Source organism: Stenotrophomonas sp. Br8 (assembly GCF_014763005.1).
GTDB lineage: Bacteria > Pseudomonadota > Gammaproteobacteria > Xanthomonadales > Xanthomonadaceae > Stenotrophomonas > Stenotrophomonas lactitubi.
In genome coordinates this window covers 306,518-319,241 of sequence record NZ_JACGTN010000004.1, presented here as the reverse complement: position 1 = coordinate 319,241, position 12,724 = coordinate 306,518, and the positions used below count along the sequence as shown (strand labels likewise).

The 12,724-nt window shown below is 65.4% G+C and carries 14 protein-coding genes; 10 read left to right on the top strand and 4 right to left on the bottom strand.

Annotated features, from left to right (window positions below; all coding sequences use genetic code 11):
• The first annotated feature begins 163 nt into the window (after positions 1-163).
• Together H3005_RS05315 and H3005_RS05310 are read left to right on the top strand one after the other, a co-directional pair.
• Positions 164-1,027, top strand: a complete 864-nt coding sequence (locus H3005_RS05315; protein WP_223880058.1) for an ankyrin repeat domain-containing protein — start codon at positions 164-166, stop codon at positions 1,025-1,027.
• A gap of 11 nt (positions 1,028-1,038) precedes the next feature.
• Positions 1,039-1,893, top strand: coding sequence for an ankyrin repeat domain-containing protein (locus tag H3005_RS05310; protein WP_191077714.1), 855 nt, complete (start codon positions 1,039-1,041; stop codon positions 1,891-1,893).
• An 8-nt stretch (positions 1,894-1,901) separates the two neighbouring features.
• Here H3005_RS05310 and yegS read toward each other — a convergent pair whose 3' ends face one another.
• From yegS to H3005_RS05290, 4 genes are all read right to left on the bottom strand, one after another.
• On the bottom strand, positions 1,902-2,834 hold the full coding sequence (yegS, locus tag H3005_RS05305; RefSeq protein ID WP_191077713.1) for a lipid kinase YegS: 933 nt from the start codon (positions 2,832-2,834) through the stop codon (positions 1,902-1,904).
• A gap of 258 nt (positions 2,835-3,092) precedes the next feature.
• Complete coding sequence (locus tag H3005_RS05300) at positions 3,093-3,575, bottom strand: GNAT family N-acetyltransferase (protein ID WP_191077732.1); 483 nt, start codon at positions 3,573-3,575, stop codon at positions 3,093-3,095.
• A gap of 12 nt (positions 3,576-3,587) precedes the next feature.
• Positions 3,588-4,265 carry a ribulose-phosphate 3-epimerase gene (gene rpe / locus H3005_RS05295; protein WP_046983681.1) on the bottom strand — a complete coding sequence of 226 codons (678 nt, stop codon included), beginning with the start codon at positions 4,263-4,265 and terminating at the stop codon, positions 3,588-3,590.
• Between the two features lie 57 nt (positions 4,266-4,322).
• Positions 4,323-4,652 carry a DnaJ domain-containing protein gene (locus H3005_RS05290; RefSeq protein WP_025874605.1) on the bottom strand — a complete coding sequence of 110 codons (330 nt, stop codon included), beginning with the start codon at positions 4,650-4,652 and terminating at the stop codon, positions 4,323-4,325.
• 141 nt (positions 4,653-4,793) lie between these two features.
• Between H3005_RS05290 and H3005_RS05285 the strand changes: the two genes are divergently transcribed.
• From H3005_RS05285 to H3005_RS05250, 8 genes are all read left to right on the top strand, one after another.
• On the top strand, positions 4,794-5,720 hold the full coding sequence (locus tag H3005_RS05285; RefSeq protein ID WP_162291998.1) for a phosphoribosylaminoimidazolesuccinocarboxamide synthase: 927 nt from the start codon (positions 4,794-4,796) through the stop codon (positions 5,718-5,720).
• A gap of 185 nt (positions 5,721-5,905) precedes the next feature.
• Positions 5,906-6,391 (top strand): Mpo1-like protein, encoded by a 486-nt coding sequence (locus H3005_RS05280; RefSeq protein WP_100462165.1) that lies wholly within the window; start codon positions 5,906-5,908, stop codon positions 6,389-6,391.
• A gap of 332 nt (positions 6,392-6,723) precedes the next feature.
• Positions 6,724-9,552: a monovalent cation/H+ antiporter subunit A gene (locus H3005_RS05275; RefSeq protein WP_191077712.1), complete on the top strand. Its 2,829-nt coding sequence runs from the start codon at positions 6,724-6,726 to the stop codon at positions 9,550-9,552.
• Positions 9,552-9,929 (top strand): Na+/H+ antiporter subunit C, encoded by a 378-nt coding sequence (locus H3005_RS05270; RefSeq protein ID WP_100553830.1) that lies wholly within the window; start codon positions 9,552-9,554, stop codon positions 9,927-9,929. The genes H3005_RS05275 and H3005_RS05270 overlap by 1 nt, the downstream gene beginning before the upstream one ends.
• Entirely contained in the window at positions 9,926-11,461 is a 1,536-nt protein-coding gene (locus tag H3005_RS05265; protein WP_191077711.1) for a monovalent cation/H+ antiporter subunit D, read from the top strand. Before H3005_RS05270 ends, H3005_RS05265 begins: the two co-directional genes overlap by 4 nt.
• Entirely contained in the window at positions 11,458-11,964 is a 507-nt protein-coding gene (locus H3005_RS05260) for a Na+/H+ antiporter subunit E (protein WP_089237392.1), read from the top strand. Before H3005_RS05265 ends, H3005_RS05260 begins: the two co-directional genes overlap by 4 nt.
• Entirely contained in the window at positions 11,961-12,245 is a 285-nt protein-coding gene (locus H3005_RS05255; protein ID WP_025874598.1) for a K+/H+ antiporter subunit F, read from the top strand. Before H3005_RS05260 ends, H3005_RS05255 begins: the two co-directional genes overlap by 4 nt.
• Complete coding sequence (locus H3005_RS05250; protein WP_100553831.1) at positions 12,242-12,628, top strand: Na+/H+ antiporter subunit G; 387 nt, start codon at positions 12,242-12,244, stop codon at positions 12,626-12,628. Before H3005_RS05255 ends, H3005_RS05250 begins: the two co-directional genes overlap by 4 nt.
• The last annotated feature ends 96 nt before the right edge of the window (positions 12,629-12,724 follow it).

Here is a 12,724-nt window from a genome sequence, read left to right as displayed (position 1 = left end):
TCCACAAGCTCGCGCTGCTCCTGGACTGCGCGTGCCCGCGCGTCAATGTCGTGATCCGTCATGGCAAGCTCCATTCACCTTGAGGGGACATGCCCCCGCGACACATATCGATTATCAGATCCGTTTGCTAATGTCACGTCTCGAGCACCGTTGCGGAATCAACATGCCCATTCATGTTTTTGAAAGTGTGAAACGGATGTTCCCGATAGTGGTCTGCGCCATCTTTCTGATGGTAAGCGGATGCGCCCTTTCGTCGAGCCATGGCGCCGAACAGTACTTCGACGGAAAAAACCTTGAGCTTGCGATAGCAACCGAGCATGGCGATTCGGACACCGTTCGGCACCTGATAAAGGACGAAGGAGTCGATCCCGACAAGGTCTTCGCTCGTGACGCTGGAATCCCCCTGGTGGCGTGGCCTCTTCGGGCGAAGAATCTTGATGGATTACGCGCTCTCCTGGACAACGGCGCAGATCCGAATGCACGCGCATACAAGACGGTGGATGGACGCAGGCTTGGTTACAACAATGCGATGGTCTACGCGGCAAAGATGGACGACCCTCGCTTCCTTGAGCTGCTGCTGAAGCACGGCGGAGACCCCAACACCCGCAACTCGGCCAACGAGACTCTACTGCTGCAGGCATTCCTCAGCGGAAATCAGTGGAAGAACATCCAGGTCCTGATTACGAACGGGGCCAACATCAATGAATCAAGCCTGGACTTGGGCGACGACACGGTCCTGAGCTGGTACACCACGCGAGGCGGCTTCGATTACGCGTACTGGCTTCTGGAACATGGTGCTGATCCCGCGATTGCAAAGCCGGAAGGGTCAAGCCAGCCTGGCCGGCAGAAGATGGTCGAGGACATCTACTGGGAGATCACCACGCCGGACAACCTGCCGTGGCAGAAGAAATGCCAGCAGTGGCTGATCGAACGCAACATTCCCCGCCCGCCGATGCCCGAACACATCCGCAGGAAGCGTGAGGCCTTCAAATTCCCGAGCAAGGAAGAAGACATTCCGCTGCTGTAAGGAGATCAGACATGGACGTTCACCTCCGACGCTTCTTTGTGCATTACGCCCTTCTGGCAGCAGCGCTGCTCCTGCTTTCGGGCTGCACGCCACAGTCAACGCATGGTGCCAGCGGTTACTTCAAGGGAAGGGCACTTGAGCTGGCCGTTGCCAGCGAGCAAGGGGATGCCGAGACGATCACGCACCTGATAAAGGACGAAGGAGTCGATCCGGACAAGGTCTTCGCTCGTGATGCTGGAATCCCCCTGGTGGCGTGGCCTCTTCGGGCGAAGAATCTTGATGGGCTACGCGCCCTCCTGGACAACGGCGCAGATCCGAATGCACGCGCATACAAGGTCGTGGATGGCCGCAGACTTGGCTACAACAACGCCATGGTCTATGCCGCAAAGCTGGACGACCCGCGATACCTGCAATTGCTGCTTCAGCACGGTGGAGACCCCAACACGCGGAACTCAGCGGGCGAAACGTTGCTGTTTCAAGCCTTCATTGCGGGCAATCAGTGGGAAAACGTGAAACTGCTGATTGAGAATGGAGCGAACATCAATGAATCCAATCGCGGCACCGCCGACACAGTACTGAGCTGGTACACCACCCGGGGTGGATTCGAGCATGCCTATTGGCTGCTGGAACACGGGGCAGACCCTACGGTACTGCTGAAATCCTCCGTCGGCGCCCCCGACAGAATGCTGATCGCCGAGCACATCTTCTGGGGCATCACTACACCCGATCTTCTACCATGGCAGAGGAAGTGCCAGCAGTGGCTCGTCACACGCGACATCCCTCGTCCCCCGATGCCGAAAGGCATCCGCGACAAACGTGAAGCCTTCGGCTTCCCCACGAAGGAAGAAGATATTCCGCTGCCGTAATTCCTGTATCAGCGGCCGGAAAGCAGCACACATTCCTCCGGCAGGTGCATCCGCACCCTGCCCGCCACGCATTCGATGCGGAAGCTGCGTGCCTGCACCGGTTCGCCGTCCAGGTTCAAGGTCAGCGGCTGCGGTGCGTCGATCTGCAGCCACGGCAGCTGCGCGCGCGTGGCGACACGTTCAAGCGCCGCCTCCTTGCCGCCGGTCAGCATCTGCCCAAGAGTAGCGGCGACTTCACCGTCCAGTTCCGGCACCACGGTGACGTCCAGCAGACCGTCGTCGATCAGTGCCTGCGGGCACAGCTGCTGACCACCACCGGCCTGGCGACCGTTGCCGATACCCAGCGCGATGAACCCACCTTCCCACTGGAAATCCGGGCCGCTCAGGCGCGCGGTGATCGGTTCGATGCGACCGAGCTTGGCGATGCCGGTAATGACATAGGCCAGACCGCCGAGCATTTTCTTCAAGCCCGCATCGGTTTCCACCGTGACCTGGGTACCGAAGCCGCCGCTGGCGAGGTTGGCGCACCACCACGGCTTGCCGTCGGCATCAACGCGCAGCAGGTCCATCGGACGCGGCGTGCCGCCGGCAATCAGTGCGAAGGCCTCCTGCGGCTCCACCGGAATACCGGCAGCGGTAGCGAAATCGTTGGCGGTGCCCATCGGCACCAACGCCAGCGACGGCAGCGCCCCAGCCGGCTCGTCACGATGCGCCAACGTCTCGGCCACCGCGCTCAGCGTGCCGTCGCCACCGGCCGCCACGATCACGTCCACGCCGTGGTCGATGGCCTCGGCAACGTAGCGCTCGGCGTCACCGTCTTCCCAGGTCACCCGCACTTCCAGCTGCACGCCACGGTCACGCCAGTGGCCCACGGCATCGCGCAGGTCATCGTTGCCTGCGGACTTGCCGTTGAGGATCAGGCGCCAGCGCGGTGTGCTCATGCAGTTCTTCCAGGGAAAGGCGGCACAGGCTAGCAATCGGGCGTTCGTGGCCAGTGAAAGACGCTGGCAACCGTTCAGGTCAGATGGTTGGGCTCGCCAATGCAGGATGTCATGCAGATGTCATCGCCGGCCCGGAGAATGGAAGGCCATAGCAGGGACGACGGATGGAGGCAGGATCAGCCTCCCACGCATGCAGCAAGGCCACGCCAGTATTTGGCGTGGCTTTTTTTTGCCTGCCATGCGTGGATGCATTCCGCCTCAACCGTTGGCGAAATCGTGCAGCGCCTCACCTTCCAGCCGGTACACCGTCCACTCGTCCTGCGGCTTGGCGCCGGCTGCGGTGTAGAAGTCGATGGCCGGCGTGTTCCAGTCCAGCACCGACCACTCGAAGCGGCCGCAACCTTCAGCCACCGCCTGGCGGGCGATGTACTTCAGCAGCGCCTTGCCCGCACCGGAGCCGCGCTTTTCCGGGCTCACGTACAGGTCTTCGAGGTAGATGCCCTTGCGGCCCAGCCAGGTGGAATAGTTGTAGAAATACACCGCGTAGCCCATGGCTTCGCCGTTCGCCTCGCAGATCAGCGCGCGGGCGGTGGCGTCAGCGCCGAACAGGCTTTCGGCGATGCCGACCTCATCGGTCTGCACCGAATGCTCGGCCTTCTCGTAGATCGCCAGTTCGCGGATAAACCGAAGGATCAGGCCAGCGTCGGCGACGGTGGCCGGACGGATGTTCAACACGGCCACCGTGCTCATGGCTCAGCCCCGTGCCGCGGCGACGTTGGCGCGCATCTGCGCGATCACGTCCTGGTAGCTGGTCTTGGCGTTGAAGATGGCCGAGCCGGCGACGAAGGTATCGGCACCTGCGGCAGCGATCTCACCGATGTTGTCGGCCTTCACGCCACCGTCGATCTCCAGGCGGATGTCACGGCCGCTGGCATCGATCTTCTGGCGCACCACGCGCAGCTTGTCCAACGCCGACGGGATGAACGCCTGGCCGCCGAAGCCCGGATTGACCGACATCAGCAGCACCAGGTCGAGGTCGTCCAGCACCCAGTCGAGGATGTCCACCGGTGTGGCCGGATTGAGCACGATGCCCGGCTTGCAGCCCAGCGAGCGGATCAGCTGGATGGTGCGGTGCACGTGGCGGCTGGCCTCCGGGTGGAAGCTGATGTAGGTGGCGCCGGCCTCGGCGAAGTCCGGGATGATGCGGTCCACCGGCTCGACCATCAGGTGCACGTCGATCGGCGCGGTGACGCCGTGCTTGCGCAGCGCCTGGCAGACCATCGGGCCGATGGTCAGGTTGGGCACGTAGTGGTTGTCCATCACGTCGAAATGGACCCAATCGGCGCCAGCGGCCAGGACGTTGTCGACTTCTTCGCCCAGGCGGGCGAAGTTGGCCGAGAGGATGGAAGGAGCGATGAGGCAGTTGGACATGGCCGGGGCCTTCGGAACGGGGAAAGGGGTCTCCCGCCCGCAGGCGGGACTGTGGGGTCAGCGCTTGCGCAGGGTCTTGATGCGGTCGTAGGCGGCGTTGATGCGCCGCGACTTCTGCTCGGCCTGCTGCTGCAGCTCGGGGGCGGCGCCGCCCAGCTTGTCGGGGTGGTACTGGGAGATCAGCTTGCGGTAGGCGCGCTCGACCTCGGCATCGGTGGCCTCGGAGGTCAGCCCCAGCTCGCGGTAAGGGTTCTCCTTGTTCAGGCGGAACCAGTCGCTGTCAAAGGCATGTCCCAGCAACAGGCCTACCACCGCGCCGAACAGCGGATTGGGCCGGAACAACAGGGCCCCGGCGATGAATCCGAGCAGTTTTCCGTACCAGCGCATGGCGCTCCGGGGTCGGCCGACGAAATGGACGCTCATTTTACGTCACAGCGGGCCCAGACCGCTTTACACTAGGCCGCCCGCTGGTCAGCGGGCCCGCCGGGTCCGTTGGGCAGCCGTATCGACGAAGCCCCAGGAGTGCCCGTGCCAACCACGCTGTTGCAATCCGATCTCCCCGGCCTGCCCTTGCGCCACCGCGGCAAGGTGCGTGATGTGTTCGATATCCCGCGCGAGCGGCTGCCGGCCGGTACCCCGCCGGGGGACTACCTGTTGATGGTCGCCACCGATCGCCTGTCGGCGTTCGACGTGGTCCTGCCCGACCCGATCCCGGGCAAGGGCGAGATGCTCTGCCAGGTGTCCAACTTCTGGTTCGCCAAGACCGCGCACCTGATGCCCAACCACCTGACCGGCATCGACGTGGCCAGCGTGCTGCCCGAGGGCGTGGACGCGGCCCTGTACGCCAAGCGCGCGGTGGTCACCCGCAAGCTGAAGCCGGTACCGGTGGAAGCGATCGCCCGCGGCTACCTGATCGGCAGCGGCTGGAAGGACTACCAGCGCACCGGCAAGGTCAGCGGCATCGACCTGCCCGACGGCCTGCGCCAGGCCGAGCAGCTGCCAGAACCGATCTTCACCCCCTCGACCAAGGCCGCCGTGGGTGACCATGACGAGAACATCGACTTCGACGCGATGGTGAAGACGGTCGGTGCGGAGATGGCCGAGCGCGTGCGCGACGCCACGCTGCGCATCTACAAGTTCGCGGCCGATTACGCGCGCGAGCGCGGCATCATCCTGGCCGACACCAAGTTCGAGTTCGGTACCGACGCCGATGGTCGCCTGTACATCATGGACGAGATGCTGACGCCGGATTCCTCGCGCTACTGGCCGGCCGACGAGTACGAAGTGGGCACCAGCCCGCCGAGCTACGACAAGCAGTTCGTGCGTGACTACCTGGAGACGCTGGACTGGGGCAAGACTGCCCCGGGCCCGAGCATCCCGGCCGAGATCATCGAGCGCACCCGCGCCAAGTACGCCGAGGCGCTGCAGCGCCTGGCCGGAATCAGCGTCGACTGATTCCCCTGCGCCCCCGGCCGGTCTGGCTGGGGGCGGTTTCCTGCGCCCCCCGGCAGCCAGGCATGGCCTGGCTCTACTGTCGGTTTCCCCGGGGTAGTGCCGGCCGCTGGCCGGCAACCTCGGCGGACCTGCAGCCAGGCATGGCCTGGCTCTACTGACGGCCCCGGCCGGGGTATGCTGGCCACATGCAGACCACCACCCAGCTTGCGCGTCCGATCGACCGCTACTTCGCCAGCTACTCCGACGATCACCGCAATGTGGTCAACCAACGCATCCACGTGGTGGCGGTGCCGGCGATCCTGTGGTCGGTGGTGGCCCTGCTGTGGTGCGTGCCGCCGCTGATCACCTGGTTCCAGTACGGCATCTGGTCGGCGTTCGCGATGTTCAGCGCCTGGTGCTTCTACAACAAGCTGTCGCGCCCGCTGGGCATCGGCATGCTCATCCAGTTCTTCGTGTTCGGCTGCCTGTGCCGGCTGCTGGAAGCGGAAATCGGCCTGCACAATCTGTTCTGGCTGGCGATCGGCGTCTTCGTCGTCGCCTGGATCGCGCAGTTCATCGGCCACAAGTTCGAAGGCCGCAAGCCCAGCTTCCTGACCGACCTGACCTACCTGCTGATCGGCCCGGCCTGGGTGATGGCCAAGGCCTATCGCAAGCTCGACTGGCGCTACTGACCGGCGTCACCGCATCGACGCCTTCGTTTCCTGAACGGGCAGATGCCATCACCCACACTGCACGGCGCGCCTGCCAGCCTGCCGCGGTGACCTCCTCTCCTCGCCCCGCCCGACGGCGGCGGTCCCTGTGCGACAGGGGCTGCGGTCTCCCTGCGTGGGCGTAGGGTGGACCCGTCAGCCAGGTCCTGACGGGTCATCCACGCGGCATGCTGCATCGCAGAAAAAATGAATCAGCGCACGTTACATGCAATTGATCGCTGTTCAATGGGTTTCGGCGACATTTGGCAGCCTGTTATGCTCCCTGACCTGCTCGTGAATCATGGATTCCCTGCATGCTCCCCAGCCTGCCCCTGCTGCTGGCCCTGCCGTTCCTCATGGCAGTGGCTGTCGCAGCCTTCCCCCGTAGTTCGCGCTCGACTGCTGCCTGGCTGGCGGCGCTGGCGCCGTTGGGCGGGCTGGCGATCCTCGCCTGGCTGACCCCATCGGTGCTCGATGGCCAGGTGGTGCGGACGATGGTGCCGTGGCTGCCGCAGATCGGCCTGGACTTCACCCTGCGCCTGGATGGCCTGGCCTGGATGTTCGCCGGGCTGGTGCTGGGCATCGGCGCACTGGTGGTGCTGTATGCGCGCTACTACCTGAGCCCGCAGGACAGCGCGCACCGCTTCTATACCTACCTGTTGCTGTTCATGGGCGCCATGCTGGGCATGGTGCTGTCCGGCAACCTGTTGCTGCTGATGATCTTCTGGGAAATGACCAGCATCAGCTCGTTCCTGCTGATCGGTTTCTGGTCGCATCGCCAGGACGCCCGCGAGGGCGCGCGGATGGCGCTGGTGATCACCGGCGGCGGCGGCCTGGCCCTGCTGGCCGGCGTGCTGCTGATCGGTCGCATCGTCGGCAGCTTCGACCTGGACGTGGTGCTGGCCGCCGGTGAGCAGATCCGCGCCAGCGCGCTGTACCCCTATGCGCTGTTCCTGGTGCTGGCGGGCATCTTCACCAAGAGCGCGCAGTTCCCGTTCCACTTCTGGCTGCCGCACGCGATGGCCGCGCCCACCCCGGTGTCGGCCTACCTGCACTCGGCCACCATGGTGAAGGCGGGCGTATTCCTGCTGGCGCGCCTGCATCCAGCGTTGGCCGGCAGCGATCTGTTCTTCTACACGGTCAGCGGCATCGGTGCGATCACCCTGCTGATCGGCGCCTGGAACGCGATCTTCCAGCATGACCTGAAGGGCCTGCTGGCCTATTCGACGATCTCGCACCTGGGCCTGATCACCCTGCTGTTCGGCCTGTCCACACCGATGGCGGTGGTCGCCGGCGTGTTCCACATCCTCAACCACGCCACCTTCAAGGCCTCGCTGTTCATGGCCGCCGGCATCATCGACCACGAGACCGGTACCCGTGACATGCGCAAGCTCGGTGGCCTGCGCAGGCTGATGCCGTTCACCAGCGCGCTGGCGATCATCGCGTCGCTGGCGATGGCCGGCATCCCGCTGCTCAATGGCTTCCTGTCCAAGGAAATGCTGTTCGCCGAAGCGCTCTCGGCCGGTGGCACCGACACCATGCGCACGGCGGTGTCGATCGCTGCGCTGCTGGCTGGTGTGTTCGGCGTGGCCTACAGCCTGCGCTTCGTGCACGACACCTTCTTCGGCAAGGGTCCGCATGGCCTGGACCGCGTGCCGCACGAGCCGCCGCGCTGGATGAAGGTGCCGGTGGAGATCCTGGTGGTGATCTGCGTGGCGGTGGGTATCGCCCCGGCACTGACGGTGGCGCCGGTGCTGCACGCGGCAGCTGCCTCGATCCTCGGCAGCGCGATGCCCGAGTACAACCTGTCGATCTGGCATGGCTTCAACCTGCCGCTGGCGATGAGCGCCGCGGGCGTGGTCGGTGGCGTGGCCCTCTACTTCGGCCTGCGCAAGCTGATCGACCTGCATGGGGTAACCAACACCACGCCGGGGCGCAACGTCTTCCACCACCAGCTGGACCTGCTTTCGGCCGGTGCGCAGCGGTTGACCGCCGGCATCGCCAACGGCAGCCTGCAGCGCATGCTGCTGGGCCTGGTGCTGGTGGCGATCGTGGTTGCCGCCGCGCCCTACATCGCCAACCCGGCCTCGCCGGAATGGACAAAACCGCAGCCCATCCCGCTGCTGGGCTGGGCACTGTGGCTGGTGATGATGTCCTGCGCGGTGGCGACCCTGCGCATGTACAAGCAGCGCCTGCTGGCGGTGCTGCTGGTCGGCGGTGTCGGCCTGATGGTGGCGCTGACCTTCGTGTTCCTGTCCGCACCCGACCTGGCGCTGACCCAGCTGCTGGTGGAGATGGTCACGCTGGTGCTGATGCTGCTGGGCATGAACTACCTGCCCGCACAGTCCGGCCCAGAGCGGCCGCGCTGGCGCAAGCGCCGTGATGCGCTGATCGCGATCGTGGCCGGTGCCGGCCTCGGCGCGCTGGCCTACAGCGCGATGACGCTGCCGCCGAACACCATGGCCGGCGAACTGCTTGCCCGCGCACTGCCCGAGGCGTACGGCCAGAACGTGGTCAACGTGATCCTGGTCGACTTCCGAGGTTTCGATACCTTCGGCGAGATCACCGTGTTCGGCATCGCCGCACTGGTCGTGCATGCGCTGCTGCGGCGTACGCGGATGGCGCCGGAGCAGATCATGCCCGGCCCGCCGATCAAGCTGCCGGTACCGGCCGATCTGGCCCAGATCATGTTCCCGCTGACCCTGACGGTCTCCATTTTCCTGTTCCTGCGCGGCCACAACGCGCCGGGCGGCGGCTTCATCGCAGGCCTGGTGCTGGCCGTGCCGCTGCTGATCCAGTACGTGATCCAAGGCACCGCATCGGTGGAGTCGCGCTTCGGCTTCGACTACATCCGCTGCATCGGCACCGGCCTGCTGATCGCCATCCTCAGCGGCGGCGCCTCGATGCTGTTCGGCGTGCCGTTCCTGACCAGCGGTCACCTGGACCTGCACCTGCCGTTGATCGGTGATGTACCGCTGGCCAGCGCGATTGGTTTTGATATCGGCGTGTACCTGGTGGTGTTCGGTGGCGCGATGCTGATGCTGTCGATGATGGCCACCGTCAAACCCTCGCGGACGCGCACCGCGCGCAAGGGCGAGATCGACCTGCAACGCCGCTCGGCACGAACGGGGGAGATGCACTGATGGAACTGGCCCTGGCCTCTGCGATCGGCGTGCTGACCGCCATCGCCATCTACCTGCTGCTGCGCGCGCGCAGCTTCGATGTGATCCTCGGCATGACCTTCCTGTCCTACGCCACCAACCTGTTGATCTTTGCCGGTGGCCGCGTAGTGCAGGGCAAAGCGCCGGTGCTGCAGGAGGGCGTGGAGAGCCACCTCGGCAACTACACCGATCCGCTGCCGCAGGCACTGGTATTGACCGCGATCGTGATCGCGTTTGCGATGACCGCTGTCAGCATCGTGCTGGCCATGCGCAGCCGCAGCGACAACCACAGTGACCATGTGGACGCGCACGAGCCGGACGACGATGCACCGCCGCGCCGGGGCGAGGACCGCGCATGAATCATCTGGTGATCCTGCCGATCCTGGTACCGCTGCTCGGCGCTGCGCTGTCGCTGTTCGTCGAACATCGCCGCTATGGGCCGAAGGTACAGCGTGCCGTGGCGTGGACCTCGCTGGCCGCGCTGGCGGTGGTGGTCGGCCTGTTGTTCGCCGACACCGCAGGTAGCGACATCCGCGTCTACCTGCTGGGCGACTGGCCGTCGCGGCTGGGCATCGCGCTGGTCGCCGACCAGCTGTCCGCCTGGATGCTGCTGACCACCCTGCTGCTGGCCATTCCCTGCCTGCTGCATGCGTGCTCAGGATGGGACCGCCGCGCACCGCACTTCCATGCGCTGTTCCAGTTCCAGCTGGTGGGCCTCAACGGTGCCTTCCTGACCGGCGACATCTTCAACCTGTTCGTGTTCTTCGAGGTGATGCTGATCGCCTCCTACGGCCTGCTGCTCAGTGGCGGCCGTGGCCTGCGCATGCGCATCGGCCTGCACTACGTGGTGTTCAACGTCACCGCCTCGACCCTGTTCCTGATCGCACTGGGCCTGCTGTACGCCTCGCTGGGGTCGTTGAACATGGCCGAGCTGTCGCAGCGCATTGCCGAGGTGCCGCCGGCGCAGCTGACCCTGGTGAAGGCGACGATGGGCCTGTTGCTGCTGGTGTTCTGTGCCAAGGCCGCGCTGATGCCGCTGTACCTGTGGCTGCCCGAATCGTATGCGCGTGCACCGGCGGCGGTAGCGGCGCTGTTCGCGATCATGACCAAGGTGGGCCTGTATGCCGTGCTGCGCATCCAGATGCTGTGGTTCGGCGAGGATGCGGGTGCGATGGCCGGCTACGGCCGCGACTGGCTGCTGTGGGCCGGCGTAGCGACGCTGGTGCTGGGCGGCCTGGGTGCGTTGGCCGCAGCGCGCCTGCGCGTGCTGATTTCGTATCTGGTGATCGTCTCGGCAGCGACGCTGTTCATCGCCTTCTCTGTCGGCACGCCGAAGGTGCTGTCGGCCGGCCTGTATTACCTGCCGCACAGCAGCTTCGTCGCCGCCGCACTGTTCCTGGTCGCCGACCTGATCCGACGCCGCCGTGGCGGCGCCAGCGACCGCAAGGAAGTGATCGCGCCGATGCCCGGCAAGGAGACGCCCGCCGTGCTGTTCCTGATTGCGGCGGTGTCGGTGGCCGGTCTGCCGCCACTGTCAGGCTTCCTGGCCAAGGCCGCGCTGTTGGCCGGCATGCCCGCGCAGTACACCGGCGCGGTGTGGACGGCAGTGCTGGTCAGCAGCCTGCTGGTCATCATGGGCCTGACCCGCGGCGGCATCCGCCTGTTCTGGCGCGTGCCGCTGCCCGATCCCGATGCACCGCCGCCGCGCAAGGCACCGCTGCGCCGTGTGGAGCTGTTTGCCGCCTGCATCCTGCTGGCCTACGGCATCGGCATGACACTGTTCGCTGCGCCGCTGATGCAGCACACCGACGCCATCGCCACCCAGCTGCTGCAGCCGGGCGACTACGTGCAGCAGTTGCGCGCGACCACGCCGGAGATCCGCCAGCCATGACCGCCAAGCGTTCCCCGATCCGCCGCCTGCTGCCCTCGCCCGCGCTGAGCGTGATGGTGGTGGTGTTCTGGCTGCTGATGTCCGACAGCTTCACGCTCGGCCAGTTCCTGCTGGGCCTGCTGCTGGGCGTGGTCATTCCACTGTTCGCTGCGCGCCTGGACCGCGAGTTCGCCCGCATCGGCACCCTGCGGCCGTTGCCGAAGCTGCTGTTCGTGACCCTGTGGGACATCCTGATGTCCAACATCCGCGTGGCCATCCAGGTGCTGGGCCCGGAAAAGAACATCCACCCCGGTTTCATCTGGCTGCCGCTGGACATCGCCAACATCCACGGCATCGCCGCGCTGACCAGCATGATCACCCTGACTCCCGGCACGGTGTCGGCCGCGCTCAGCGACGACCGGAAGTTCCTGCTGGTGCACGTGCTGCACCTGGAAGACCCGCAGGACCTGATCGACACGATCAAGCGCCGTTATGAAGCCCCATTGATGGAGATCTTCCCATGACTGGATTCCAGATCATCCAGACCACCCTGGTGGTATGCATGCACGTGGTCGGCCTGGCCATGCTGCTGGCCACCTGGCGCCTGCTGCGCGGGCCGACCGTGCCCGACCGCATCCTTGCACTGGATACGCTGTCGGTGACCGCCATCGCCGAGCTGATGCTGTTCGGCATGTACCTCAATTCGGCGATCTACTTCGAGGCGGCACTGATCATCGCCATGCTCGGCTTCGGCAGCACCGTGGTGCTGAGCAAGTTCGTGCTGCGCCGGGACATCGTCGAATGATCACCTTCATCCAGATCGCGCTGTCGATCCTGCTGCTGTTCGGCTGCTTCTTCATCCTGGTCGGCGCGCTGGGGCTGGTGAAGCTGTCCACCTTCTTCAAGCGCCTGCACGCACCGACCAAGGCCAGCACGCTGGGCGTGGGCTGCGTGCTGGTGTGCTCGGTGTGTTACCACATCTTCCTGGGCCAGGACCCGCAGCCGCGCGAGCTGCTGATCACCGTGTTCCTGTTCATCACCGCACCGATCAGCGCGCACCTGATGGCCAAGGCGGCGCTGTCGCTGCTGATGGAAACGCGCCCCACTCTGCCGGGCAACGAGCGTGCGGAAGAAGAACAGCTGCCGCCGCCGGAACCGGAGCGGGAAGAGGAAACCACCGTGCGTTGACCGTGGGTGCCGACCGTTGGTCGGCACTACCCCGGATAACCGCCAGTAGAGCCAGGCCATGCCTGGCTGCGAGTTCGCCGAGGTTGCCGGCCAGCG